At 57.3% G+C, this 24,081-nt stretch carries 26 protein-coding genes; 10 read left to right on the top strand and 16 right to left on the bottom strand.

Going from position 1 to position 24,081, the window contains the following annotated elements; all coding sequences use genetic code 11:
• Window positions 1–54 precede the first annotated feature (54 nt).
• The 5 genes from I3V23_00490 to coxB all read right to left on the bottom strand — a co-directional run bounded on the left by I3V23_00490 (window position 55) and on the right by coxB (window position 3,593).
• Entirely contained in the window at window positions 55–864 is an 810-nt protein-coding gene (locus tag I3V23_00490) for a cytochrome c oxidase subunit 3 (protein ID QPI85536.1), read from the bottom strand.
• A 23-nt stretch (window positions 865–887) separates the two neighbouring features.
• Window positions 888–1,445 (bottom strand): cytochrome c oxidase assembly protein, encoded by a 558-nt coding sequence (locus I3V23_00485; GenBank protein ID QPI85535.1) that lies wholly within the window; start codon window positions 1,443–1,445, stop codon window positions 888–890.
• Window positions 1,442–1,651 (bottom strand): hypothetical protein, encoded by a 210-nt coding sequence (locus I3V23_00480; protein QPI85534.1) that lies wholly within the window; start codon window positions 1,649–1,651, stop codon window positions 1,442–1,444. Before I3V23_00480 ends, I3V23_00485 begins: the two co-directional genes overlap by 4 nt.
• Window positions 1,652–1,654: 3 nt before the next feature.
• On the bottom strand, window positions 1,655–2,623 hold the full coding sequence (locus I3V23_00475) for a protoheme IX farnesyltransferase (protein QPI85533.1): 969 nt from the start codon (window positions 2,621–2,623) through the stop codon (window positions 1,655–1,657).
• Between the two features lie 85 nt (window positions 2,624–2,708).
• Entirely contained in the window at window positions 2,709–3,593 is an 885-nt protein-coding gene (gene coxB, locus I3V23_00470; protein QPI85532.1) for a cytochrome c oxidase subunit II, read from the bottom strand.
• A 227-nt stretch (window positions 3,594–3,820) separates the two neighbouring features.
• Here coxB and tldD point away from each other — a divergent pair, with 227 nt between their 5' ends.
• The 5 genes from tldD (at window position 3,821) to I3V23_00445 (ending at window position 10,633) form a co-directional block, all read left to right on the top strand.
• Window positions 3,821–5,245: a metalloprotease TldD gene (gene tldD / locus I3V23_00465; protein ID QPI85531.1), complete on the top strand. Its 1,425-nt coding sequence runs from the start codon at window positions 3,821–3,823 to the stop codon at window positions 5,243–5,245.
• 46 nt (window positions 5,246–5,291) lie between these two features.
• Window positions 5,292–6,467, top strand: a complete 1,176-nt coding sequence (gene dprA, locus I3V23_00460) for a DNA-protecting protein DprA (GenBank protein ID QPI85530.1) — start codon at window positions 5,292–5,294, stop codon at window positions 6,465–6,467.
• 114 nt (window positions 6,468–6,581) lie between these two features.
• Window positions 6,582–9,263 (top strand): type I DNA topoisomerase, encoded by a 2,682-nt coding sequence (topA, locus tag I3V23_00455; GenBank protein ID QPI85529.1) that lies wholly within the window; start codon window positions 6,582–6,584, stop codon window positions 9,261–9,263.
• On the top strand, window positions 9,260–9,853 hold the full coding sequence (locus tag I3V23_00450; GenBank protein ID QPI85528.1) for a nitroreductase: 594 nt from the start codon (window positions 9,260–9,262) through the stop codon (window positions 9,851–9,853). Before topA ends, I3V23_00450 begins: the two co-directional genes overlap by 4 nt.
• 78 nt (window positions 9,854–9,931) lie before the next feature.
• Entirely contained in the window at window positions 9,932–10,633 is a 702-nt protein-coding gene (locus I3V23_00445) for an EI24 domain-containing protein (protein ID QPI85527.1), read from the top strand.
• Here the strand turns inward: I3V23_00445 and I3V23_00440 are convergent.
• Both I3V23_00440 and mce read right to left on the bottom strand, forming a co-directional pair.
• A complete protein-coding gene (locus tag I3V23_00440) occupies window positions 10,627–10,914 on the bottom strand; it encodes a DUF1467 family protein (protein ID QPI85526.1) in 288 nt (95 codons plus the stop codon). The genes I3V23_00445 and I3V23_00440 overlap by 7 nt on opposite strands.
• Window positions 10,914–11,318, bottom strand: a complete 405-nt coding sequence (gene mce / locus I3V23_00435; GenBank protein QPI85525.1) for a methylmalonyl-CoA epimerase — start codon at window positions 11,316–11,318, stop codon at window positions 10,914–10,916. The genes I3V23_00440 and mce overlap by 1 nt, the downstream gene beginning before the upstream one ends.
• Window positions 11,319–11,462: 144 nt before the next feature.
• Between mce and I3V23_00430 the strand changes: the two genes are divergently transcribed.
• On the top strand, window positions 11,463–12,158 hold the full coding sequence (locus tag I3V23_00430; protein ID QPI85524.1) for a response regulator: 696 nt from the start codon (window positions 11,463–11,465) through the stop codon (window positions 12,156–12,158).
• Here I3V23_00430 and I3V23_00425 read toward each other — a convergent pair.
• The 3 genes from I3V23_00425 to I3V23_00415 form a co-directional block, all read right to left on the bottom strand.
• Entirely contained in the window at window positions 12,153–12,863 is a 711-nt protein-coding gene (locus I3V23_00425; GenBank protein QPI86608.1) for a GNAT family N-acetyltransferase, read from the bottom strand. The two genes, I3V23_00430 and I3V23_00425, sit on opposite strands and share 6 nt — an antisense overlap.
• A gap of 66 nt (window positions 12,864–12,929) precedes the next feature.
• Window positions 12,930–14,708 carry an aspartate--tRNA ligase gene (gene aspS / locus I3V23_00420; protein ID QPI85523.1) on the bottom strand — a complete coding sequence of 593 codons (1,779 nt, stop codon included), beginning with the start codon at window positions 14,706–14,708 and terminating at the stop codon, window positions 12,930–12,932.
• Window positions 14,709–14,857: 149 nt separating this feature from the next.
• Window positions 14,858–15,181, bottom strand: a complete 324-nt coding sequence (locus I3V23_00415; GenBank protein ID QPI85522.1) for a 2Fe-2S iron-sulfur cluster binding domain-containing protein — start codon at window positions 15,179–15,181, stop codon at window positions 14,858–14,860.
• Window positions 15,182–15,328: 147 nt separating this feature from the next.
• On the opposite strand from I3V23_00415, the gene I3V23_00410 reads away from it, so the two are divergent.
• Together I3V23_00410 and I3V23_00405 are read left to right on the top strand one after the other, a co-directional pair.
• The gene (locus I3V23_00410; GenBank protein ID QPI85521.1) at window positions 15,329–15,691 is read left to right on the top strand and encodes a hypothetical protein; all 363 of its coding nucleotides are present in this window, start codon (window positions 15,329–15,331) and stop codon (window positions 15,689–15,691) included.
• A gap of 88 nt (window positions 15,692–15,779) precedes the next feature.
• Window positions 15,780–16,376 (top strand): peptidoglycan-binding protein, encoded by a 597-nt coding sequence (locus I3V23_00405; protein QPI85520.1) that lies wholly within the window; start codon window positions 15,780–15,782, stop codon window positions 16,374–16,376.
• On the opposite strand, the gene I3V23_00400 is transcribed toward I3V23_00405, so the two are convergent.
• The 4 genes from I3V23_00400 to I3V23_00385 form a co-directional block, all read right to left on the bottom strand.
• On the bottom strand, window positions 16,331–17,383 hold the full coding sequence (locus I3V23_00400) for a diguanylate cyclase (GenBank protein ID QPI85519.1): 1,053 nt from the start codon (window positions 17,381–17,383) through the stop codon (window positions 16,331–16,333). The two genes, I3V23_00405 and I3V23_00400, sit on opposite strands and share 46 nt — an antisense overlap.
• Window positions 17,380–17,979 carry a heme NO-binding domain-containing protein gene (locus tag I3V23_00395; GenBank protein ID QPI85518.1) on the bottom strand — a complete coding sequence of 200 codons (600 nt, stop codon included), beginning with the start codon at window positions 17,977–17,979 and terminating at the stop codon, window positions 17,380–17,382. Before I3V23_00395 ends, I3V23_00400 begins: the two co-directional genes overlap by 4 nt.
• A 95-nt stretch (window positions 17,980–18,074) precedes the next feature.
• Entirely contained in the window at window positions 18,075–19,637 is a 1,563-nt protein-coding gene (locus I3V23_00390) for a trimethylamine methyltransferase family protein (GenBank protein QPI85517.1), read from the bottom strand.
• Between the two features lie 123 nt (window positions 19,638–19,760).
• Window positions 19,761–20,462, bottom strand: coding sequence for an HAD family hydrolase (locus tag I3V23_00385; GenBank protein ID QPI85516.1), 702 nt, complete (start codon window positions 20,460–20,462; stop codon window positions 19,761–19,763).
• 104 nt (window positions 20,463–20,566) lie between these two features.
• On the opposite strand from I3V23_00385, the gene I3V23_00380 reads away from it, so the two are divergent.
• Window positions 20,567–21,028, top strand: a complete 462-nt coding sequence (locus I3V23_00380; protein ID QPI85515.1) for a MarR family transcriptional regulator — start codon at window positions 20,567–20,569, stop codon at window positions 21,026–21,028.
• Between the two features lie 2 nt (window positions 21,029–21,030).
• Here I3V23_00380 and I3V23_00375 read toward each other — a convergent pair whose 3' ends face one another.
• Window positions 21,031–21,315, bottom strand: coding sequence for a DUF3572 family protein (locus tag I3V23_00375; protein QPI85514.1), 285 nt, complete (start codon window positions 21,313–21,315; stop codon window positions 21,031–21,033).
• A 160-nt stretch (window positions 21,316–21,475) separates the two neighbouring features.
• Between I3V23_00375 and I3V23_00370 the strand changes: the two genes are divergently transcribed.
• On the top strand, window positions 21,476–22,846 hold the full coding sequence (locus I3V23_00370; protein ID QPI85513.1) for a diguanylate cyclase: 1,371 nt from the start codon (window positions 21,476–21,478) through the stop codon (window positions 22,844–22,846).
• Window positions 22,847–22,850: 4 nt separating this feature from the next.
• On the opposite strand, the gene I3V23_00365 is transcribed toward I3V23_00370, so the two are convergent.
• Complete coding sequence (locus I3V23_00365) at window positions 22,851–24,050, bottom strand: DegT/DnrJ/EryC1/StrS family aminotransferase (GenBank protein ID QPI85512.1); 1,200 nt, start codon at window positions 24,048–24,050, stop codon at window positions 22,851–22,853.
• Between the last annotated feature and the right edge of the window lie 31 nt (window positions 24,051–24,081).

Genomic DNA, 24,081 nt, shown 5'->3' with positions numbered 1-24,081 from the left:
CCCGCCTTTGTGGTGGCGGGCCGTTCCAAAATCAGGTGATCACGCGGGATCAGCTCAGCCGCCAATGCCCCAAATATAGACTGCGGCAAACAAGAACAACCAGACCACATCAACAAAGTGCCAGTACCATGCAGCCGCTTCAAAGCCGATATGTTTCTCTGCGGTGAAATGGCCGCTGCGCACGCGCAGATAGCAGATGAACAGGAAGATTGTGCCGATAATCACGTGCATCCCGTGGAAACCCGTTGCAAGGAAGAAGGTCGAGAAGAACTTATCCCCGCCGAATGTCCAGTCTTTGTGAACCAGCAATTCCCAGTATTCATAGGCCTGAAGCGCCGTGAAGAACAGGCCCAGCACAACACCGATCAAAAGGCCCCATTCGACATCCTTGCGGCTTTCATTGTGCACCAACGCGTGGTGCGCCCAAGTCACCGCCGCGCCCGACAGAAGCAACACCAGCGTGTTGATCAAAGGCAAGTGCCAGACATCCATCTGATAGAAACTTGGCTGCACATATTGCGACCCGACATATTCATTCATCGGGTAAATCGCGTGCTTAAAGAACGCCCAGAACCATGCGACAAAGAACATGGCTTCGGACATGATGAACATGATAAAGCCATAGCGCAGGCCGATCCGCACAACGGGGGTGTGATCGCCTTGGTTGCTTTCCGCGACCACATCCGACCACCAGCCGAACATCACGTAAAGGACGGCCACAAGGCCCATCAGGAACATCCACGGGCCAGAGCCGTGCATCCACAGCACGCTGCCCGTAAGCATTACAAAAGCCCCAACGGCAGCAATCAGCGGCCAGAGCGAGGGCGAAATGATATGATAATCATGGTTCTTTGCATGGGCCATCTGTTTTGGTCCTTCGCTTTCGGTCATTCAGTTGTGCCGCTCAGCGCGGCAAGGTCTTCGGTTATATCCATAACATGAAATGTATAGGACAGGGTAATTTCTTGTGTGTCATAGGCCTCGTCATCCTCAAGGATTTCGGGGTCTACGAAAAAGGTCACAGGCATTTCGACCCGCTCACCTGGTTGCAGCACCTGCTCGGTGAAACAGAAACAGGCGATTTTCGCAAAATAAGCGCCCGCCGTGTAGGGCAGCACGTTGTAGCTCGCAGTGCCTGCCACCACTTCATCGGTCGGGTTATAGGCCTCGTAAAACACCAAGGCTGTTTCGCCTAGGCGGACATCAATTTCGCGCTGCATGGGGCGGAATTCCCACGGCATGTCGCGCGCGGTGCTTGCATCAAAGCGCACAGTGACGATGCGATCAGACACCACCGCGCTTTCAGTATCCGCAACTTGCGTGGTGCCGCCATAGCCTGTGACACGGCAGAAGAGATCGTAAAGAGGCACTGCCGCCCATGCCATCGCCCCCATAAAGACGATGACACCCAGCAGGCTGTAAACAGTTTTACGGTTTTGTGTCATTGCTGCGTGCCTCCTGATTGCCCCTCTTGCGCAGGGGTCATCGACACGCGCGGTTGATGATCAAAGGCCTCCATCTTCGAGCCTTCACGGATTTTTGCCACCGTCATCCCAAAGACGATCACGCAAAAGGCAACAAGGCTCAGCCCCACGCCGATATTGCGGCTCAGGCGGCGCTTGTGCATATCGCTTTGTTCACGGATCGCCATGGCTTACCACCCCCCCAATGACAGACCTGCGGCGCGCAGGGCAATATCGCCCAAGATCGCGCAGAAATGCAGGAAAAGGTAATAGAGGGAAAAGCGGAAGAATTTCTTTTCAGTCGCATAGCCATCGGCCTCTGCCACATCTTCGCTGCGGGCACGGATATCCCATGCGCCCTTCAAGAAGATCAGGTTCAGAACCACCGCTGCCGCCATGTAGAGCGGGCCGCCGATTTGCGTCACACCAATGCCAAGCGCCACAGGCGCCAAGAGCACAGTGTAAATCCAGATATGGCGGCGGGTCGCCGCGCGCCCATGGGTCACCGTCAGCATCGGCACATCGGCCTTGTGGTAATCCGATTTCATAAACAAGGCCAAGGCCCAGAAATGCGGCGGCGTCCACATGAAGATCAAGCCAAACATCAGCAAAGAGGCCAGCGAAACATCTCCCGTAACAGCGGCCCAGCCCACCATTGGGGGAAAGGCCCCTGCCGCGCCACCAATGACAATATTCTGCGGGGTCGCGCGTTTCAGCCACATCGTGTAAATCACAACGTAGAAAAAGATGGTAAAGGCCAAGAGCCCCGCTGCAACCCAATTGGTCGCAAGGCCAAGGAACACAACCGACATGACCGAGAGCGCAAGACCGATCTGAAACGCCTCTTGCGCGGTGACACGCCCAGACGGCACAGGGCGCGAGGCGGTGCGCTTCATAACGCGGTCAATATCGGCATCATACCACATATTCAGCGCGCCAGACGCCCCCGCACCAATGGCGATGAACAAAATGGCGCAGAAAGAGATGAACAAAGACTGCGCCTCGGGGGCCGCGACAATGCCAACAAAAGCGGTGAACACCACCAAAGACATCACACGCGGCTTAAGCAGCAGCACATAATCCCCAAAGCTTGCTTCTTTGGGTTCCAGTTCAGCGGGTTTCGCCGGTTTGGTGGTGATATCAATGAATGCATCGCTCATCTGCGGGCGCGTCCTTTGGGGGGTTATTTGCGAGATCGCCAAGCCACCTGATTGCGCGGGTGGCTTGGCAGAAGCTTTGCTGCGCTTATTGCGCCGCGGCCAGTTCCACAACCTGTGGCGCACGCGCATCTACGGAGGCGAAATCGCTGATCTCGCCGCGTGTCCATGCGTCATATTCCTCAGGGGTCACTGCGAAGACGGTGATTGGCATAAAGGCATGGTTCACGCCGCACAGCTCAGAACACTGCCCGAAATAGATGCCTTCACGGCCAGGCTCAACATTGAACCACAGCTGCGCAAGGCGGCCAGGGATCCCGTCCTGCTTCACACCGAAGGCGGGAATTGTCCAAGAATGGATCACATCCGCGCCCGTGACCTGAACCACAACATCGCGGCCTGTTGGCACAACCATCGCTGTGTTGGTGGCGAGCAAATATTCATCGCTTGTGTAACCATAATCGGCCAATTCATCTTCGGCCAACATGAAGCTGTCAAAAACAATGTCATGCTGCGGGTATTCGTAGCCCCAATACCACTGATAGCCCGTTGCCTTGATCACCACTTCGCCATCAGGAATGGTCTGCTGCTTGAACAACACAGGCAGTGAGAAGCCGCCGATCACAAACAAGATGATCATTGGCACGACTGTCCAGATGATCTCGATCTTGCGGTTATGGGTGAAGGTTGCAGGTTTTGGGTTCGCACGGCGATTGTGGCGCAGGATGGAATAGACCATCAATGCGGTCACGAAGATAACAATCGCGGTGATAATCACCAAAAGCAGACCATCCAACATGCGAACGTCATGCGCCAATTCGGTCACGCCTGTTTGCATATTCACACCACCTAGATGGGGTGCGCCGATAATCTCCAAACCATCGCGCAACGCCTGCGCAGATGCACCACCCGTCAGGGCAAATGTTGCCGCTGCTGCGGCCCAAAAGCTTGAGAGCTTGGTACGAAGTGCCATTGTCATGTCGTCCTGTTTTTTCGTGATGCCCGTTTAAGGTCTGTGACATCCCGTTGCGTTCAAAGCTGCAAGAACCATATAGAGGGTTACATTACAAGACATTGGATAAAAATGTCTCACCCTTGGGAAAGTTGATTTGGATCATTTTCACGGCTCAAATGGGGTGATTATGCTGCCGCCGCGGCGGCGGAACGCGGGCCAAGTGCCCAATTTTGAAAGGAATTTGCGTGTCTGATCGTGCCAGTAGCTTCCGTCCCTTCGAGACATCCCTCGACCAAGAGGCCGCCCTGCGACTGTTGCGCGCAACCCTGACAGGGGCCGAAGACGGAGAGTTATTTCTCGAAAGAAAACGATCTGAGGCCTTGGTTTTCGATGACGGGCGGATCAAGACCGCGTCTTATGACGCAAGCGAGGGATTCGGGCTACGCGCGGTCTTGGGGGAGGTTTCGGCCTATGCCCATGCGACCGAGTTAAGCGAAGCGGCCCTGTCCCGCGCCAGTGACACTGCCCGCATGGCCATTCGCCAAAGCGGCGGGATCATGGCCGCCCCCCCACAAGGCACCAACCGCCACCTCTATATGCCCAATGACCCGATGGATGGCAGCAGCTTTGAGGCCCGCATTGATCTATTGGGCGAGATTGACGCCTATACCCGCGCCCTTGATCCGCGCGTTGTGCAAGTGTCTGTATCGCTTGCCGCCTCGCATCAAGAGGTCGAAATCCTGCGCCCTGAGGGACAGGTGTTGCGCGATGCACGGCCTTTGGTGCGCCTGAATATCTCGGTCATTGTCGAGGCAAAGGGCCGCCGTGAAAGTGGCTCGGCAGGCGGTGGGGGGCGGTTTGCGATTGACCGCGTCATGGCCCCTGCGCATTGGCAATCGGTTGCACGTGAGGCCCTGCGCGTGGCCTGCGTGAACCTCGACAGCGTCCCTGCCCCTGCGGGCGTGATTGATGTGGTGCTGGGGCCAGGCTGGCCAGGTATCCTACTGCACGAGGCTGTGGGTCATGGGCTAGAGGGGGACTTCAACCGCAAAGGCCAATCCGCCTTCGCAGGCCTGATGGGGCAGCAAGTGGCGGCCAAAGGCGTGACTGTTTTGGACGATGGCACGCTGCCTGATCGGCGTGGATCCATTTCGATTGATGATGAGGGTACGCAAAGCCAAGCCACCCCGCTCATTGAGGACGGGATTTTGGTTGGCTACATGCAAGACCGCCAATCCGCCCGCCTGATGGGTGTAGCTGCGACAGGGAATGGGCGGCGCGAATCTTATGCCCACCCCCCGATGACGCGGATGACCAACACCTATATGCTTGGCGGCGACAGCGCGCCTGCCGATATTTTGGCGGATTTGAAAGACGGGATTTATGCGGTTGGCTTTGGCGGCGGGCAGGTTGACATCACCAATGGCAAATTCGTTTTTTCCTGCACCGAGGCCTATCGCGTGCAAAACGGCCAGATCGGGGCGCCTGTCAAAGGGGCCACGCTCATCGGGGATGGGGCCACTGCGCTGAAGCAAATCCGCGCGATTGGCAATGATATGGCCCTAGATCCGGGCATGGGGAATTGCGGCAAAGCGGGGCAATGGGTGCCTGTGGGGGTCGGTCAACCCACATTGATGATTGGCGGTCTGACAGTCGGCGGTTCGGCCTGATCCTGCATTAACGCCTTCTCAACCAAGCTGCGTCTAGGGTTGCGGCATGACAGATCATGCCGCCCCTTCTGCCCCTCTCCCTGCACCGTCCGATGACACGGCCGAACGCTTGGCGCGGCTGCGGTTGATCCGCTCGCCAAAAGTTGGGCCAGTGACCTATCGCCGATTGATTGCCGAATATGGATCGGGGGCCGATGCCTTGGCGGCCCTGCCACAGATTGCGGCCAAGGCGGGTGTGTCAGGCTATGCGGTCTATTCCAAATCTGCGGCACAGGCCGAAATTCGCGCAGCGCAAAGCTGTGCGGCCCGCGCCCTGTTTCTGGGTGAGGCGGCCTATCCTGCAACCCTCGCCGCACTGTCCGATGCCCCGCCTTTTCTGTGGGCCATTGGCGATCTTGACCTGCTCACCCGCCCAATGGTCGGCATGGTGGGCACGCGCAATGCGTCAGCGCTTGGGTTGCGGATGGCGCGCGCGGTGGCACGCGACTTGGGCCAAGCGGGGATTGTGACCGCCTCAGGCCTTGCCCGCGGCATTGATACAGCCGTGCATCACGCAAGCCTCAGCACAGGCACGGTCGCGGTCATGGCAGGCGGGGTGGATGTGATCTATCCGCCCGAAAACGCCAAACTTGCGGCGCAAATCGGTTTGCGCCTGTCTGAGATGCCGATGGGCCGCGCGCCCCAAGCGCGCCATTTCCCAAGGCGTAATCGCATCATTTCAGGGCTATCGCGGGGCATTGTGGTGATTGAGGCCGCATTAAGATCAGGGTCGATGATCACCGCGCGTATGGCCGCTGAACAGGGGCGCGAGGTGATGGCCGTGCCTGGGCATCCGCTCGACACCCGCGCATCGGGGTGTAATCTTTTGCTGCGCGAAGGGGCGCATCTCATCCGCGAGGCCCGCGATGTCCTCGTGGCGCTTGATCTGGACGGGGCTTTTGCCCCCGCCCCTGCCAGCGCAGAGCCGCCCGACCCTGCAGCAGCGCGCGACATCACCCATCACGACAGCCCCCACGCAATGATCCTGTCGTTCATCGGCGCAGGCGCGGTCAGCGAGGATCATCTGGCGCGTGTGAGCGCAATGCCCAGCGCCGATCTCGCCCGCCATTTGACCGAGTTGGAGCTTGCAGGTGAGATCACCCGCAGCGCAGGCGGCATGGTGGCGCGCAGTGATCATAGCGCCGCAGAACCTGCCGCACAGAGACACCAAACCGCAGCCTAGATGCCACAAAAATAGGGTGATTGTGACAGGGGTGCATTGACAAACCCTGCACAAGACCAAATGTTGCGCGACCTAAGACCGATTACATTTCCATAAAAAGTTAGGTTGCCACTCATGCCCGTTGTCGTTGTCGAATCGCCCGCCAAGGCCAAGACGATCAATAAATATCTGGGCGCGAATTATACAGTTTTGGCCTCCTACGGCCATGTGCGCGACCTGCCCCCCAAGGATGGCTCAGTCGATCCTGACGCAGGGTTTGAGATGAAATGGGAGGTCGCCACAGATAGCAAAAAGCACATCAAGGCGATTGTCGATGCGCTGAAATCTGACCCCGATTTGATCCTTGCCACCGACCCTGACCGCGAGGGTGAAGCGATTTCTTGGCACTTGCTTGAGGCGTTGACGCAGAAAAAGGCACTTAAGAAAGACACGCCCGTGCGCCGTGTTGTGTTCAACGCAATCACGAAAACCGCTGTGACCCAAGCGATGGAGGCCCCGCGCGAGGTCGATATGGAATTGGTCGATGCCTATTTGGCACGGCGAGCGTTGGATTATTTGGTGGGGTTCACCCTTAGCCCCGTTTTGTGGCGCAAATTGCCCGGATCAAAATCAGCAGGCCGTGTGCAATCCGTCTGCCTGCGTCTGATCGTTGAGCGCGAAATGGAAATCGAGGCGTTCCGCGCCCAAGAATATTGGTCAGTGCGCGCGGGCCTTGTGACGCCGCGCGGACAGGGGTTTGAGGCGCGCTTGACCCATTTTGGGGGCAAGAAGTTGGATAAATTCGACTTGGCCACGCAATCCTCGACCCAGATGGCGGTCAGCGCGGTAGCAAGCCGCGCGCTCACTGTGACCAGTGTCGAGGCGAAACCTGCCACCCGCAATCCAAGCCCGCCCTTTATGACCTCGACCCTGCAACAAGAGGCCAGCCGCAAATTTGGGATGGGCGCGCGCCAAACCATGAGCGCGGCACAGCGCCTCTATGAGGCGGGGCATATCACCTATATGCGAACAGACGGGATCGACATGGCCCCCGAGGCGGTGATGTCCGCCCGCGACACAATCCGCGCACGATTTGGCGAAGACTTCCTGCCAAAATCCCCACGGATGTATAAGAACAAGGCCAAAAACGCCCAAGAGGCGCATGAATGTATCCGCCCCACCGATATGTCCATGGGGCCAGAAAAGCTGCGCATCACGGATGCGGATCAGAAAAAACTCTATGAACTGATCTGGAAACGCACCATCGCAAGCCAGATGGAGGCCGCCCGCCTCGAGCGCACCACGGTTGATATTTCCTCAAGCGATGAGAATGTCGTGCTGCGCGCAAGCGGTCAGGTCATCCAGTTTGAGGGTTTCCTCAAGGTTTATGTCGAAGGGCGTGATGACAGCGATGAGGAAGACGCAAATCGCCTGCCCAATATGGCGGTTGGCGACAAGCTTGACTTTGATCAAAGCAGTTTGATGGGTGATTTCACCAAGGCCTTGGATGGGGCCACAGCCAGTGAAAGCGGCGGCTTGCGCCTTTCGGAAGGGGGCATCATCGACACTTCAGGCGCGGTGTTTGGACAGCGTCACTTTACCCAACCGCCACCCCGCTACACCGAGGCCACCTTGGTCAAGCGCATGGAAGAATTGGGCATTGGCCGCCCGTCCACCTATGCCTCTATCGTCACCACGATCCAAGATCGCGGCTATGTGCTCAAAGATAAGGGGCGCCTGATCCCCGAGGATAAGGGGCGCTTAGTCACCATATTCCTCAGCAATTATTTCCAAAAATATGTGGGCTATGATTTCACCGCGGATTTGGAAAACCAACTGGATGAGGTCAGTGCAGGCGAGCGCGATTGGCGCGATTTGCTGACCCGTTTCTGGCGCGATTTCAAGGCGGCGGTCGATGAAACCGCCGAGTTGCGGATCACCGATGTTTTGGAAAAAATCAACGAGGTGTTGGAACCGCACCTCTTCCCACAGCGCCCCGATGGTGGTGATCCACGCCAATGTCAGGCATGTGGTGAAGGGCGTCTATCCTTGCGCACAGCGCGCTCTGGCGGGGCGTTTATCGGCTGCTCCAATTACCCTGAATGTCGCTATACCCGCCCCCTCGCCCCCAATGGCGAGGAAAGCGAGGGTGATAAAATGCTGGGGGTCGAACCCGAAAGCGGACAGGCCGTTTGGCTGAAAGCAGGGCGGTTTGGCCCTTATGTTCAATTGGGCGAAGCGACCGAAGACAGCCCCAAACCTCCGCGCGCCTCACTGCCCAAAACATGGCCCCCTGCGGCCATGGATTTGGAGAAAGGGCTGCGCCTCTTGTCATTGCCTCGCGCGATTGGTGCGCATCCTGAGGATGGCGTTTTGGTCGAGGCAGGCATTGGCCGTTACGGGCCTTATGTCAAACATGGCAGCCTTTACGCCAACCTGCCCGAGGTGGATGAGGTGTTCGAGATCGGCATGAACCGCGCGGTTGAGGTTTTGGCCGCCAAGGCCGCCTCGCGCGGTGCAGGCCGTGGGGCCACGGCCGCCCCTCTCAAAGAGTTGGGCGAGCATCCTGATGGCGGCGCGGTTCAGGTGATGAATGGCCGCTATGGGCCATATGTGAAATGGGCCAAAATCAATGCGACCCTGCCCAAGGGTACCGAACCCGAAGCCGTCACGATGGAGGAGGCCTTGGCGCTGATCGCGGCCAAGGCCGCCAAAGGCGGGAAAACCCCGCGCAAGACCGCCGCCAAGAAAGCCGCGCCTAAAGCCGCTGCCAAAAAGAAGGCAGCCCCGAAAAAAGCTGCGGCAAAAAAATCATGACGGACGCCCCCTATCAGCCCCCGCATTGGCCAGAATTGGCTGAATTTTTGCGCCTGCGCAGATCTACCCCTGCGCAGCTTCTCAATGCCCCCGCGCCTGAAGGGGCGGTGTTGGAAGATATCCTCACATCCGCGATGCGGGTGCCAGATCACGGAAAATTGGCCCCGTGGCGCATCGTTGTGCACGGGCCAGAAAGCCGTGCGGGCTTGGCCGCGCTCACCCGCGAATTGGGCCATGGCGCAGGCCGCGTGCCCGAAAAGGTCGAAAAATCCGCCGCGGCATTTGACCAATCCCCTCTTGTGGTCGCGGTTCTGTCTCACCCCGTTGCGCATGATGCAATCCCCCTCTTGGAACAGCAACTGTCGGCAGGTGCGGTTTGTCTTGAAATGATGCATGCCGCGATGGCCCACGGGTTTGGCGCAAATTGGCTGAGCGGTTGGATGGCCTTTGATCCCGAATTTTTATCCCGTGCCTATGGCATTACTGCGCCGCAATTCGTGGCAGGGTTCATTCATCTTGGAACGCCAAGCGCCAAGGCCCCAGAACGCCCCCGCCCCGAGATGGGCGATATCGTCACATATCGCGATTAGGGCGTGACCTTGCCCTTGCGCCATGATGGGGCCTGCCCCACCTAAGAACAGACCTGCCCCAAAAGGAGCCATCTCAACATGGCCGCATTACTTGCTGATTTCCTAAAATCCGTTTTGCAATTCCGCGACAGGCGCTTTTTGCGCGTTTTGTTGATTGGCGTGGCGTTGACCATTGCATTGCTGGTTGCGATCTCAGCGGCGGTTCTGATCTTTTTGGGATGGCTCTTGCCTGATGCAATCACCCTGCCTTGGATTGGCACAATCAGTTTCTTTGGGGCGGCACTCTCATGGGCGGCCGTGCCATTTTTGATCTTGCTGTCATCGGTGATGATGGTGCCTGTGGCCTCGGCCTTTACGGGGTTTTTCTTAGACGAAATCGCAGATGCGGTTGAAGCAGAACATTACCCCCAGCTGCCGCCCGCCCGCCATGTGAAATTGGCCGAAGCCATCGGTGACAGCCTACGATTCTTGGGCGTGATCCTATTGGCCAACACATTGGCCTTGGTTCTTTATTTCACGCCCTTCGCCCCCTTTGTATTCTGGGGGTTGAACGGGTTTCTCTTGGGGCGTGAATATTCGCAGATGGTGGCACAGCGCCGCCTCGATCGCGTATCGGCGATTGAATTTCGGCGCAAAAATCGCCTGACATTTTTTGCAGGCGGGGTCATGATGGCACTCCCCTTAAGCGTGCCAATCTTGAACCTCATCGTGCCCATATTGGGGGCTGCGACCTTTACCCATATGGCCCATCGGGTGGGCCTGACGGGGGCGCGTCAATAAGCGCTGTCGCCCATGCCAAAGAGGGCAAAGAGGTTAATATCTTCGATAGAGACACGACCCGATAAAATGATACCCGCGATCACGGCCCAGATCAGCGTGGCAATGGCTGTATTGATCAACAGGTTGCGGCGCAGGTTAAAGCTTGAGGCGGGGGCAGATTGCGATGTGCCGCGCGCGGCCTCGCCCTCATCCCCTTGGGTGCGCACGAAAAACGGCAAGGTCAGAAACAGCGACATGAACCATACAATCGCATAAACCACGAGGCCTGTGACAATACCCATTAGACCTGCTCCAATTCAACCAATGTGCCTGTGAAATCTTTGGGGTGGAGGAATAACACGGGCTTGCCATGTGCCCCAATTTTCGGCTCCCCCGTGCCCAAAACGCGCGCGCCACTGGCCTGAAGCTTATCGCGCGCCGCCAAAATATCTTCGACCTCGTAGCAAATATGGTGAATGCCGCCTGAGGGGTTTTTCTCAAGAAAGCCCGCGATGGGGGAATTTTCACCCAAAGGGTAGAGCAACTCGATCTTGGTATTGGGCAATTCGATGAAGACCACCGTCACCCCGTGATCGGGTTCATCCTGCGGCGCGCCAACTTTTGCGCCAAGCGTATCACGATATTGCGCTGATGCGGCCTCGAGATCAGGCACAGCAATGGCCACATGGTTCAATCTACCGATCATTTTCATCTCCTTGGGTCACTCGCCCCACGATATGCCTGCGCAAAATCCTGTGGGCAAGAGGCGTGTGGTCGCGCCCCGTTTACCCTTCGGTAACCGCGACAGGCTGTAATCGAGGAAGGGAATCACAAATTCGAGGTGCCTGAAATGGATGAGTTCAAATTGCCGCCAACCCGTCAGGCGAAAATGCAGGCGCTAAATCCGCTGATGGGGCTGACCATTTTAATCGTTGAGGATAGCCGATACGCCTCGGAATCGCTGCGATTGCTGAGCCTGCGTTCGGGCGCGCGGATCAGGCGGGCCGATTGCCTGTCCTCCGCGCGGCGTCACCTGCAGGTCTATCGCCCCAGCGTGGCCATTATCGACCTCGGTCTACCAGATGGGTCTGGCTTGGATTTGATCCAAGATTTGGCCATGGCAAGCCCCCGCTTGCCCGTGATCTTGGCCTGTTCCGCCGCTGATCCCCATGACAGCGCCGCCGAGGCAAAGGCCGCAGGTGCCGATGGGTTTTTAGCCAAACCCATCGAAACCCTCGCGCATTTCCAAGAAACAATCTTGCGCCATTTGCCCCCCGATTTGGCCCCCAAAACCCCCCATGCTGTGGCAGGCGACACCGTGATCCCTGACCCCATCGCCTATCGCGAGGATTTGACCCATGCGATTGATCTCTTGGATCAGCCCGACCCACCCCTGCCCTATCTGCGCCCCTTCTTGATGGGCATCGCGCAGGAGGCGGGCGATCGTGAATTGGCCGAAGCCGCGCGCGGTCTGATGCGCGACACCCGCGCGGCGCTGCGCCATGCGCTGACACAAAAAATCGCGGAAATCAGCCCACGACTATGAGCCAAGCGCGGGGTCGCGCGCCACCCGCACCAATCCCGTCAGGTCAGAAAGACGTTCGATCTGGCGCCCTGTCGCATCGAAATTCTGCGGCAAAAGCCATGCGGTAAAGGCCTCTTTCAGCGCGGGATATTCCGCATCAATGGCGGCAAACCATGCGGTGTCACGATTTTTGCCTTTGACGATATTGTCTTGGCGAAACACCCCTTCGTAACTCAGCCCCAAACGCTGTGCCGCGCGGCGCGAGGGGATATTGCGCGCATCGCATTTCCACTCAAAACGCCGATACCCCGCATCAAAGGCCCATGACATCATCATAAAAAACGCTTCGGTCGCGGCGGGGCTTTTTTGCAAGGCGGGGCCAAGGCATATATGCCCCAATTCAATTGATCCTTTCTCAGGCGCGATACGCAAATAAGAGGCCACGCCCATCACCTGCCCCCGCGCCATGTCGCGGATTGCGTAAAACACAGGATCTTCGCCCGCCTCAAAGCCGCGCAAAAAGCGATGATAGGCGGCGGCAGAAATGAAAGGGCCATAGGGCAGAAACTGCCACAATTCTTCTGCCCCGTCATAGGCCCGGAACAGCTCATCCGCGTGCAAATGCGCCCTGAGCCGTTCAAGTCGCGCATAGCGCCCTTGCCGCTGTTGGAATTCGGGCCGCGCGGGCGGCACATATTTTGACAAATCCTGCATCGTAACCCCCATCAAAACGCGAAAAGGCCCCCGCCCATCAGGGCAGAGGCCGCAAAAATTGGCAAGGGTGAAACGGGATCAGTCGCGCGGCAAAACCCGCAGACCCAATTCCATCAGCTGATCTGCCATCGGCTCGGAGGGTGCATTCATCATCACATCTTCCGCGCGTTGGTTCATCGGGAAGAGGATCACCTCGCGGATATTCGCCGTTTCCGCCAAGAGCATCACGATGCGGTCAATCCCCGCCGCACAGCCGCCATGAGGCGGCGCGCCGAATTGGAACGCATTGACCATACCACCAAAACGGCGGCGGACTTCGTCCTCACCATAGCCTGCAAGTTCAAACGCCTTGAACATGATCTCAAGCTTGTGGTTTCGGATCGCACCCGACACCAATTCATAGCCGTTACAGGCTAGGTCATATTGATATCCCAACACCTCAAGCGGGTCACCCGCAAGTGCGTCAATCCCGCCTTGGGGCATCGAGAACGGGTTATGGCTGAAATCGATTTTGCCCGTTTCCTCGTCTTTTTCATACATCGGGAAATCCACGATCCATGCAAAGGCGAAGCGGTTCTCATCAATCAGCCCCAATTCGCGGCCCACTTCGGTGCGCGCGCGCCCCGCAACGGCCTCGAAATCCGCGGGCTTGCCTGCCATAAAGAACACCGCATCACCGACACCAAGGCCCAATTGCGTGCGGATGGCCTCGGTGCGTTCAGGGCCAATGTTTTTGGCCAAGGGGCCTGCGGCCTCCATCGTGCCATCCTCGCCTTCGCGCCAGAACATATAGCCCATGCCAGGCAGGCCTTGACCTTGCGCCCATGAATTCATGCGGTCACAGAATTTGCGGCTGCCGCCTGTGGGGGCAGGAATGGCGCGCACTTCGGTGCCGTCCTGCTCGAGGATTTTTGCAAAAATCGCAAAGCCCGAGTCTTTGAAATGCTCGCTCACAACTTCCATTTTGATCGGGTTGCGCAGGTCCGGCTTATCGGTGCCATACCACAGCGCGGCATCTTTATAGGAAATCAGTGGCCAGTCTTGATCGACCTTCTTGCCGCCACCAAATTCCTCGAACAGGCCTTTGAGCACGGGCTGGATCGTATCAAACACATCTTGCTGTGTAACAAAGCTCATTTCCATGTCGAGCTGATAGAAATCAGTCGGCGAGCGATCCGCGCGCGGGTCTTCATCGCGGAAACAAGGGGCGATTTGGAAATATTTATCAAAGCCCGACACCATCAACAGCTGCTTAAACTGCTGTGGTGCCTGTGGCAGCGCGTAAAACTTGCCAGGATGCAGACGCGAAGGCACAAGGAAATCGCGCGCGCCCTCAGGGCTAGAGGCCGTGATAATTGGGGTCTGGAATTCGCGAAAGCCTTTGTCCCACATCCGCTTGCGAATTGAGGCCACAACATCAGAACGCAAGGTCATATTCTTTTGCATGACCTCGCGGCGCAAATCGAGATAGCGATAGCGCAGGCGGGTTTCCTCAGGATATTCCTGATAGCCAAACACCGTCAGGGGCAATTCATTCGCCGCACCCAGAACCTCGAGATCCCGAATGAAAACTTCGATTTCGCCTGTAGGAATTTTTGGGTTCACAAGGCTGGCATCACGGGCCTTCACCTCGCCATCAATGCGGATACACCATTCCGCACGCAGTTTTTCAACCTCGGCAAACACAGGGCTGTCGGGATCACAGAGCACTTGTGTCATCCCATAATGGTCGCGCAGGTCAATGAACAAAACCCCACCATGATCGCGCACCCGATGAACCCAGCCCGAGAGGCGGATCGTTTGACCGACATTTTCCTTAGTCAGGTCTGCGCAGGTATGGCTGCGGAAAGCGTGCATCACGAAATATCCTATATATTGGCCTTGTTTTTGGCCTGTCATCTCTGTGCCGCCGATACACATGGAGCGGGGCGCGAAGTCAACCCCAAGCAGCGAAAAGCCCGCGACTGCACAGCGCGGGCTTTGGTGTCATTTTGAGGCCTGTTGGCTCAAATTTGTTTTTCTGGCATCTGCACAACCAGACCATCAAGCGCATCTGTCACCTTCAACTGGCAGGTCAGGCGCGAACGCCCCTCGTCAGGTTTATAGGCGAATTCCAGCATATCCTGTTCCATCGCGTCCATGCTTGGCAGTTTTGCGACCCAATCAGGATGCACATAGACATGGCAGGTCGAACAGGCGCAGGCGCCGCCGCAATCAGCCTCAATGCCAGGAATGCCATTGTCGCGCGCGCCTTCCATCACGGTCAACCCGTTTGGCACATCAACGACATGCTCGGTTCCGTTATGTTCGATATAAGTGATCTTAGCCATAAACGCGCACTTTCTTGCTGTTAACCTCGGATCTTGCCTAGGTAGCGTTCCTTGCTGCCGCTTTCTAGCCCCGAAATTTATGTCATGCAGTCGCGCTTGCATCTTTAGGCAAATGTTCTATTTTTGTTCTAAAACAGGATATCTGCCATGGAACCCGATCTCGCCCCACGCGTTTGGCCCAAACCGCCCGATTGCCTGCCCCATCATTTGCTGCATCTGCCCCATGAGGGGGCGCGGGTTGCGGTGGCGGGCTTGGTGGTGCTGCGCCAAAGACCAGGCACGGCCAAAGGTGTGATTTTCATCACCTTGGAAGATGAGTTTGGCACCTGCAATGTGATCATCTGGCAGAAAATATATCAGCAATTTCGCCGTGCGGTCATCGCAGCGCGGCTGATGCGCGTGACGGGGCGGCTGCAACGGCAGGCGGGCATCACCCATATCATCGCCGAACAGATCGAAGATATATCGCCCCTGCTGGATGAGATTGTTTTGCACCATACCGCCCCCTAGAGCGTCACAGCCTGCGCAAAGCCATTGCCCTTTGAGCCAGTTTGCCTATTGTTATGGAAAAATAAGAATAACCTTGAGGCATAAATTTATGGCGCGCAGTGTTCTTTGCGGCATGATTGGGGTGGCATTTGGCCTCTCGGGCTGTGTCGTGGGCGCGCCTTTCGAGATTGACCCTGAACAGCGTGGTCAAATTGCCCCCCATATTGCAGAAGTGCAGCGCGGATCAGGCCCACCTGATGCCCGCCCCGAGGCCTGTTATGGGCTACAGGTGACGCCTGCAGTGATTGAAACTGTGACCGAGCAGATCATCACCCGCCCCGCACGCCTTGGTGCGGAGGGTCAGGTGGTGACCCCTGCAACCTATCGCACAGAAACCCGTCAGGTGATTGTTGAGGAACGGCGCGAGAGATGGTTTGAAACCATTTGCGATCTTGAGCGCAACCCTGAGCTTTTGACCGCCCTACAGCGCGCGCTGCAGGCGCGCGGGCAGTATCAAGGCGCAATCACAGGGCAATTAGACGCCCCAACCAAGGCCGCCATTCGCGCCTTTCAACGCGGGCAAGGCCTCGACAGCCCGATTTTATCCCTGCCCGCAGCGCGACAATTGGGGTTGGCGGTTTGGTATCCCGAATTACTGGATCAACCCGATGAGGCAATAGCCACAGGCGATGCCACCCCCAGCTGAGGCGGGGCAGCAAAGGCAAATCCTGCCCGCCCTGCGGCCTTGGCGTTATAGAGCGCCTCATCAGCCGCCTGCAGCATGGCGCGGGCATCTTGCGCAAAATCCGTTGAAATCGCGATCCCGACAGAGGCCGAGATGCGGGCAACCCCGCCTTCGACTGTGATGGGGGCCTCAAGATGGGTAATCAGCCGCGCTGCGAGATCTGCAAGGATCGTGGGATCAATGGCATTGGCGATCATCACCACAAATTCATCGCCCCCCAAACGCGCGGCGAAATCACCCGCGCGGATGTCACTGCGCAAGATACGCCCAACTTGGGTCAGCACCAGATCACCTGCCGCATGACCATATTGATCATTCACCGCCTTGAAATAATCCAAATCAATATGCAGCAGGGCAAAGGGCCGCTCGATGCGCGACAAGAGGCGCGGCAGCGCGCGTTCCAAGGCACGGCGATTGGCAAGCCCCGTGAGCGGATCTGTTAATGCCTCGCGCTCGGCCAACGCGCGGGCGGTAAAAAGGCGCTCTGTCAACGCGCGGCTTTCGGCCGCGACAGCGGTATTGGCCTCCTGCAAATAGAGCAATTCCACGGTCTGATCCGTGTGCGGAAAATCCGACATATGCAAGGCCCAGCGCGCGATGCCTTGGGTGAAATTCAGCCCCAATGACAGGCTGAGAACTGCGCCCTGCCCCCACGCGCTTATCACGCCGCGCAACATAATCTCGGGCGCGCTGCAAAGACATAGCTGCAAACGCTGCCCCGTTATGGCGCACAGCTCCTCAAAACTATTGGCCAATTGCGGGGATTTGATCTGAACCAAGTCAAACAAAGGCTGCCCAATAAGCTGATCAGGCGGAACCTCTAACATTTTCGACACAGTTGGCCCGACCGAGACAATCCGCGCCTGATCATCGCAGGCCAGATGCATCGGCAAAAGCGGGGCCAAGCCCGCCCAAGGCAAGGCATCGGGGCCATGCGGCGCAAGTGATGAAGGGGCACGCGCCATCATGCCCGCGCCTCGGACAGGGGCGGCTCACCGATCAGGGCAAAGCTGCGCGCAGGGCCAAAGCCCAAATCGTGCAGCTCAATCGTAATGCAGCCCGGATTGGGTCGGATCACGGCCAAGGCCCCGTAATCATCTGCCATGGCCTGCAATGCGCCATAGATCAAGAACACCCCCCCCTCCATCATCCATGTGATGTCGAGATCAAAGCGCATCTGGTTTGGGCCATCCATGCTGCGGATATTGATCTTGGGCAAATCAAGCAGGCCCAAGGCAAGCTGCCCGCGATCATGTAAATCTGCCAAAGACCAAATAAATTCGACAAAATCCCGCCCCCCAAAGCGCAGAAGGCGGCGCAGCCCCTCCATTCGGGGGTGGGTGACGAGGTAAAGACCCAACTCCTCCCAAAGCGCGTCTTCGCTATGGCCCAAATGACCTGTCATAGCATCCAAAAGATACCGCGTGGATTGCGCATCACTGGGCAACATGGGCTCGAACCCATCAAGGGGGGCGCCGGCAATGACCCGTATTTCCTCCCACGCGGCAGCGCCGTGCATATCTTGCACATATTGCTGAAATGCGCGGTTTACAAAGCCCTGCATCGCACCGATTTACCTTGCAAAATCAAACATCACTCTTTCCACGCTTAAGCGCAAAAGATTAACAAGATGCTGATGCATGCAGCGGGATCTGCGCGTTAGAAATCGGTGGGCGCGCCGCCCTCCTCCTTGCGCTTGGCGACAAAGGCATCGAGTTCTTCGCGGATACTCGGATCAAGGGGTGGGTCTGTCGCCTCGGCCAAGATTGCCTTGTAAATTCCATGCGCGCGCTCGGCGCTCCAAACGGCACCATCTTTTTCCCACGCCTCGAAATTGCGCCAATCAGAATGAAACGGCTGATAAAAGGCCGTGCTAAAACGGGCTTGGGTATGCGCCGTGCCAAAATAATGCCCCCCCGCCCCAACATCGCGCACGGCCTCAAAGGCCAGATCATCCGCATTGGTCTGGGTCAGAACGGGGTCAAAATAGCGTTGGAACTGTTGCAGCAATTCGCAATCCATCACGAATTTCTCGGGGCTTGCGATCAGCCCCCCTTCCAGCCAACCTGCGGCGTGATAGACCATATTTGTGCCAGATTGCACCGCGGCCCACAAGCTTTGCAGGGTTTCGGCTTGGGCCTGCCCATCGGGCACATTGGCGGCGCAAACCCCGCTGGAACGCAGAGGCAGCCCATAAAAACGGGCCATCTGCCCAGTCATTTGGGTGGCACGGATATATTCAGGTGTGCCAAAGGCAGGCGCGCCTGATTTCATATCAACATTTGAGGTGAAGGTTCCAATCACCACAGGCGCGTGCGGCGCGATATATTGCAACAAGGCAATCGCCCCCAAAGCCTCGGCAATGGACAAGGACACAGCCCCCGCAAGGGTCACAGGCGCCATCGCCCCCGCTAAGGTAAAGGGGGTAACAACCACAGGCTGCCCGCGCCGCGCCATACGCATCGCCCCGTCCAACATTGGATAGTCATGTTTCAGCGGGCTGACCGAGTTGATATTGGTGTAAAACCGCGGTGTCGCCTCGAATTCCTCGTGGCTGAGACCCGCGGCGATCCGCACCATCTCCATAGCGTCTTCAACCCGCTCTTTGCCAAGGCAGTAGGTATGCACCACCTTGTCAGTCGCGATGAGCTTTTCGTGCAAACAATCCAAATGGCGGATTGAGGGATGAATATCTATCGGCTCAACGGGGTAGCCGCCTGCAAAATGGATGCAGTTAAAATATTGCGTCAATTTGATGAATTCGCGGAAGGTCGCAAAATCGCCCGCCCGTTTGCCGCGTGCCATATCCCATGCATTGGGGGGGGAGGACACATTGCCAAAGAGAATATGCCCCTCGCCAATGGTCAGCTGACGCGCAGGGTTTCGCGGCGTCACTGTAAAGCTTTGGGGCGCACGCGCGACCATCTCGGTCACAAAATCAGGATCAAAAAAGATCGTCTCGCCCTCTTGGCGGCAGCCTGCCTGCACCAATATTTGCCGCGCCTCAGGATGCAGCATCTCAAGCCCAAGCTCGGACAGAATCCGCAGAGCGTTGTTGTGGATGGCCAAGACACCCTCAGGCGGCAAGGGTTCGGTTGGTTGATCTATATTTTGCGGAATACGCCACGGCCTTTGCGCAATCGCATGTTGGCTGACACCTTGATGTTTGGCGCGCGTGCCCCCGGAACGGCGGCGTTTTGGATCAACTGTGGTTTCGGTCATAGGATCGGATCTTACAAATAGGGAGATCAAAGCCCCTTTAGACTGCCCGCGCGAGGGCGGGAAAAACCCGACAAATTCCGACCAAACCCCTCGCCATTTTGACGCGAACAGACAAACGCAGCTTCAATGCCCCAGCCAAGCGGGAAGATGGCCAATGTCTGGCAACACGGCATCAGCATGCGGCACGAGCGTGCCATGATCGGCAAGTCCTGTGAGAACGCCCACTGTCGCCATGCCAGCGGCGCGGCCCGCCCGTAGATCATGCAGGCTATCGCCCACCATTACCGCGCGCGCAGGCGCAACACCACAGGCCTGTGCGATATGGGCGCACATGGCTGGGTCAGGTTTCGCACCATGCCCACTGTCGCACCCGATGACTTCGGCAAAATAGGGGCGGATATCATGTGCCGCCAAATGGGCCTCGGCCTCGTCCTTTTGCCCATTGGTCGCCACAGCCAAGATGTAGCCCGCCTGCCGCAAGCCCGTGAGCAGCGGCGTCAACGGGGCCGCCTCGACCATGACAGCAGATTGTGCAAGGTGATTCAGACGCGCCGCGATCTGCTGCGGGGTAAAATCAGCCCCCAAAAGCGGGGCCAAGTGGTGCGCAGTCTCGTCCAGCGTGCCTGCAATAGCGACACTATCGGGCAAGAACACGCCACGCTCCGCATCAAAAGACAAGCGATCTGCAAGGGCGCGAAATAAAATTTCATCACCCCCCGCGAGCGCAAGCAGAGCCGATTTTGCCCAATTTTCCCAAGATTTAGCAAAGTCAAACAGTGTTCCATCTTTGTCAAATATTAACAATTGGAAGTAATTTTCTTGCATATTTTTGCTGCCCCCTTGTTTATTTTCCCATAAATTCGGCTAAAATGAGATAAATGACTACTTAATAATAACTTCTGTCAGACCCAGAACATATGGTAGCCGCCATGCAAATGACTGATGAGACGCCCACGGGGCGTTTGCATTCTAGTATCGGTTTTAAACTACAGCGAACGGCGCGTGTATTTGAAAAATGCATCGAACTATCCCTACGCCACAGTGGTCTGTCGCGGGTGAATTGGTGCATTTTATTGGCCCTGCATGAACATAATTTGACAAGCCCCTCGGAAATTTCCGACTTTGTCGGAATTGATCGCACTGCCACCTCGCGGGCTCTGCGGCAATTAGAGGAGTTGGGCACAATCAAGCGCAGCATCGATCATTCTGATCGCCGTATGACCCAAGTCAAACTGACAAAGCGCGGGGTGGAAATTATGGCTTATTACCACCCCTCCTGCCGCGATCATTTGCAGATGATTGAGGGGCGATTAACCCCAGAAGAGCTGGATCAGCTGCGCTATCTCTTATGCAAGCTCAACGGGAATGAAGCCCCCAAAGGGGGCAGATAAACTTATGTCCAATGGGTGGCAGAGCGCCCAAGCATCACCTGCCGCAAGGTGACAAATTCATCTGGCGTGAGGCCAATTGCCCCCGCAGCCTCAACCACCCAAGCATCGTCTTGCGAGATGAATTCGACCACGGCGGATAAGAACCCGTGATCACCTTTGGCGATAGCGGCCCGCATATCTTCGACCGACAGGCCAGATGCGCCCAAGAACTGCCCCGTCAGCGCGTCATCGGACGAAAGCCACACAAGGGCTGCAATCGCCTTTTCCTGTGCGATTTCTTTCTTCATTCTTTGCATTCCTCGCGCATAGAAAGAATTTGTTAACCATTCCTCTTGTATCACTGCACATATCACTTGGGCCATGCATAACCCAAGACAAGACCTGATGATGAAGGTCAAAACATAGGCGCGGGCAAACCCCGCGCGATCTAACGAGGATAGAGGTTATATGGGCGAGCGTATTTTGATCGTGGACGATGTCGCGACCAATCGCATCGTGCTGAAAGTGAAGCTGCGCAGCGCCTGTTACGAGGTTTTGCAGGCAAGCTCTGGCCATGAGGCGCTGCGCATGGCCCGCCATGCGGCCCCTGACCTAATCTTGTTGGATGTGATGATGCCCGATCTTGACGGGCTTTCGGTTTGTGCGCGCCTCAAACGTGACCCCGCCACGCGCGATATTCCAATCATCTTGATCACCTCGCGCCTTGATCACGCCTCAAAACTTGAGGGGCTGAATTCGGGGGCGGATGACTATCTCACCAAGCCCGTTGATGAAAACCAACTTCTGGCGCGGGTGCGGTCGCTTTTGCGCGAAACGAACGGCACAGCGGAACTGCGCCAACAAGGGGCAAGCGCCCTTGATCTGGCGCTTGAGGCGACCCCCGCCCCGAATGACACAGAAAACACAATCGCCCTGATTGCACCCCGCCCTGAAACGGGACTGTTTTGGCGTGCAGGTTTGGCTGGGTTTCGGGGCCTTAACATTCGCATCATGACACGCAGTGAAGCGCTCTCTGATCTTTCGGCCAGTCAATCCGTTCCTGATATTTTTGTCATTGCCACAGACCTATCCCATCGCAACGAGGGGTTGCGCCTATTGTCTGATCTGCGCTCGCGCCCTGCCACGCGCCATGCGGGCATGATGATGGTTCTGCCTGCCAATGACGCCGAACGCGCCGCGATTGCGTTGGATTTGGGGGCGGGCGACATCATCTATGACCCCTTTGATCCCGCAGAAATGGCGGTGCGTCTGAAAACGCAATTGCGCCGCAAACGCCAAGCAGACCGTTTGCGCGCGGGCCTCTCTGCAGGGATGCAAATGGCCACCACAGACCCGCTGACAGGATTGTTCAATCGGCGTTACGCCATGTTTCAGCTTGACCGATTGCTGTGCGATATAAGCGGCAATCTGGCGGTGATGGTGATTGATATTGACCATTTCAAATCGGTGAATGATCGCTTTGGTCACGCCGCAGGGGATGCAATCCTGACGGATTTGGCCCTGCGTATGAAATCATTCCTTCCCGATGGCTGCGTCATCGCCCGCATGGGCGGGGAAGAATTCTTGGTCGCCACACCCGTGCGCGATGGCAGCGCGGCCTATCATCTCGCCGACACGCTGCGCGAGGTGATCTCGGGGCAAGGGTTTGTGATTGATACGATGGAAAGCCCGCTGACCATTACCGCAAGTATCGGTCTTGCAGTGGCCCATCCACAGAATAACCAAACCGCGCCCCGCCTGATTGAGGCCGCAGATGCGGCGCTTTACGCCTCAAAGGCCGATGGTCGAAATCGCACAAGCCTTGCCAAACCCGCCTGAGGCATCAGGGGGCATGCGCGATCACCTCATCGCGCAAAATCTCGGCGAGAAGATCCACATCTTCGGGCGCAAAGGTCAAAGGCAGCCTTAAGTCAATCAACCCCGCCAAAATGTGATCCGTTTTGGGCAGGGTTTGCGCAGGTGCATAGCGCCAACTGTCATAGCGCGAGGTAAAGGCAACAGGTTCTGCCGCGCCGAACCATTTCAGTTCAACACCCCGCCGCGCGGCCGCTTGGACGAATGCCGTGATTTTATCGGGCGACCAATCGGGCAAAAGGAATTGAAACGAGGATCCAACGTAATCCTCGCGCGGATCGCGCTCGGTCAAGCGCAGATGGGGCAGATTGGCAAGCCCCGCCTCCATCCGCTCGTAAAGCTCGCGCCAACGCGCCACTTGGCGCGGCAGATCGGCCAATTGCGGGCGCAGGATGGCGGCGCGCAAATTATCCATCCGCCCCGAAACATTGGGCGTCTCAAAACGCGCTTGGGCAAAAGCCTCGGGCGGGGGGGCGGCGCGGTGGCGCGTGTAAAGCATGTAACTGCCCGACAGCAGAATGGCCCGCGCCATGACATCGGCATCATCACTGGTGAGGAACCCACCTTCGCCTGAGTTGATATGTTTATAGGTCTGGGTGGAATAGCAGGCGATTTTGCCATGCCGCCCTGAGGCCAGACCATCCCATGCGGCCCCCATTGTATGGGCGCAATCCTCAATCACGGTGATGCCCGCCGCATCGCATATTTCCATGAGGCGGCCCATATCGCAGATATGCCCGCGCATATGCGACAACAGCAACACGCGCGCACCGCTGGCTTGGGCTTTGGTGTTCAAATCCTCAAGATCAATGGTTAAGTTTTTGGTCACCTCTACAAAGACAGGCACAGCGCCCACCGAGGCGATGGCACCGGGCACAGGCGCAAGCGTAAATCCGTTTGAGAGAACCAAATCCCCCTGCCCCACGCCAATTGCACGCAAGGCCGCCCCCACTGCATAGCCACCCGATGCCACGGCAAGCGCATATTTGGCCCCCGTCATCGCCGCGAATTCCTCCTCCAAAAGGGCAGTTTCGGCAATCTCATCAGGGGCGGTGTTGTAGCGGTGCAACCTGCCCGTCCGCAAAACCCGATTAGCCGCCTCAATCGCCGCCTCTGGGATTGGCTCTTGTTGGGTGAAAGACCGGATGAAAATGGGTTTGTCGCTCATAGCGCACAGGTTAGGGTTCTCACGCGGCAGG

It is taken from the genome of Rhodobacterales bacterium HKCCA1288, assembly GCA_015693905.1.
Taxonomy (GTDB): domain Bacteria; phylum Pseudomonadota; class Alphaproteobacteria; order Rhodobacterales; family Rhodobacteraceae; genus M30B80.
This window is presented reverse-complemented; position numbering and strand designations above follow the sequence as displayed.

Coding starts and splice junctions, on each gene's coding strand:
- I3V23_00490 (QPI85536.1), bottom strand. CDS start 864: ATGGCCCATGCAAAGAACCATGATTATCATATCATTTCGCCCTCGCTC.
- I3V23_00485 (QPI85535.1), bottom strand. CDS start 1,445: ATGACACAAAACCGTAAAACTGTTTACAGCCTGCTGGGTGTCATCGTC.
- I3V23_00480 (QPI85534.1), bottom strand. CDS start 1,651: ATGGCGATCCGTGAACAAAGCGATATGCACAAGCGCCGCCTGAGCCGC.
- I3V23_00475 (QPI85533.1), bottom strand. CDS start 2,623: ATGAGCGATGCATTCATTGATATCACCACCAAACCGGCGAAACCCGCT.
- coxB (QPI85532.1), bottom strand. CDS start 3,593: ATGGCACTTCGTACCAAGCTCTCAAGCTTTTGGGCCGCAGCAGCGGCA.
- dprA (QPI85530.1), top strand. CDS start 5,292: ATGACAGATCATGCCGCCCCTTCTGCCCCTCTCCCTGCACCGTCCGAT.
- topA (QPI85529.1), top strand. CDS start 6,582: ATGCCCGTTGTCGTTGTCGAATCGCCCGCCAAGGCCAAGACGATCAAT.
- I3V23_00450 (QPI85528.1), top strand. CDS start 9,260: ATGACGGACGCCCCCTATCAGCCCCCGCATTGGCCAGAATTGGCTGAA.
- I3V23_00445 (QPI85527.1), top strand. CDS start 9,932: ATGGCCGCATTACTTGCTGATTTCCTAAAATCCGTTTTGCAATTCCGC.
- I3V23_00440 (QPI85526.1), bottom strand. CDS start 10,914: ATGGGTATTGTCACAGGCCTCGTGGTTTATGCGATTGTATGGTTCATG.
- mce (QPI85525.1), bottom strand. CDS start 11,318: ATGATCGGTAGATTGAACCATGTGGCCATTGCTGTGCCTGATCTCGAG.
- I3V23_00430 (QPI85524.1), top strand. CDS start 11,463: ATGGATGAGTTCAAATTGCCGCCAACCCGTCAGGCGAAAATGCAGGCG.
- I3V23_00425 (QPI86608.1), bottom strand. CDS start 12,863: ATGGGGGTTACGATGCAGGATTTGTCAAAATATGTGCCGCCCGCGCGG.
- aspS (QPI85523.1), bottom strand. CDS start 14,708: ATGCACGCTTTCCGCAGCCATACCTGCGCAGACCTGACTAAGGAAAAT.
- I3V23_00415 (QPI85522.1), bottom strand. CDS start 15,181: ATGGCTAAGATCACTTATATCGAACATAACGGAACCGAGCATGTCGTT.
- I3V23_00410 (QPI85521.1), top strand. CDS start 15,329: ATGGAACCCGATCTCGCCCCACGCGTTTGGCCCAAACCGCCCGATTGC.
- I3V23_00405 (QPI85520.1), top strand. CDS start 15,780: ATGGCGCGCAGTGTTCTTTGCGGCATGATTGGGGTGGCATTTGGCCTC.
- I3V23_00400 (QPI85519.1), bottom strand. CDS start 17,383: ATGATGGCGCGTGCCCCTTCATCACTTGCGCCGCATGGCCCCGATGCC.
- I3V23_00395 (QPI85518.1), bottom strand. CDS start 17,979: ATGCAGGGCTTTGTAAACCGCGCATTTCAGCAATATGTGCAAGATATG.
- I3V23_00390 (QPI85517.1), bottom strand. CDS start 19,637: ATGACCGAAACCACAGTTGATCCAAAACGCCGCCGTTCCGGGGGCACG.
- I3V23_00385 (QPI85516.1), bottom strand. CDS start 20,462: ATGCAAGAAAATTACTTCCAATTGTTAATATTTGACAAAGATGGAACA.
- I3V23_00380 (QPI85515.1), top strand. CDS start 20,567: ATGCAAATGACTGATGAGACGCCCACGGGGCGTTTGCATTCTAGTATC.
- I3V23_00375 (QPI85514.1), bottom strand. CDS start 21,315: ATGAAGAAAGAAATCGCACAGGAAAAGGCGATTGCAGCCCTTGTGTGG.
- I3V23_00370 (QPI85513.1), top strand. CDS start 21,476: ATGGGCGAGCGTATTTTGATCGTGGACGATGTCGCGACCAATCGCATC.
- I3V23_00365 (QPI85512.1), bottom strand. CDS start 24,050: ATGAGCGACAAACCCATTTTCATCCGGTCTTTCACCCAACAAGAGCCA.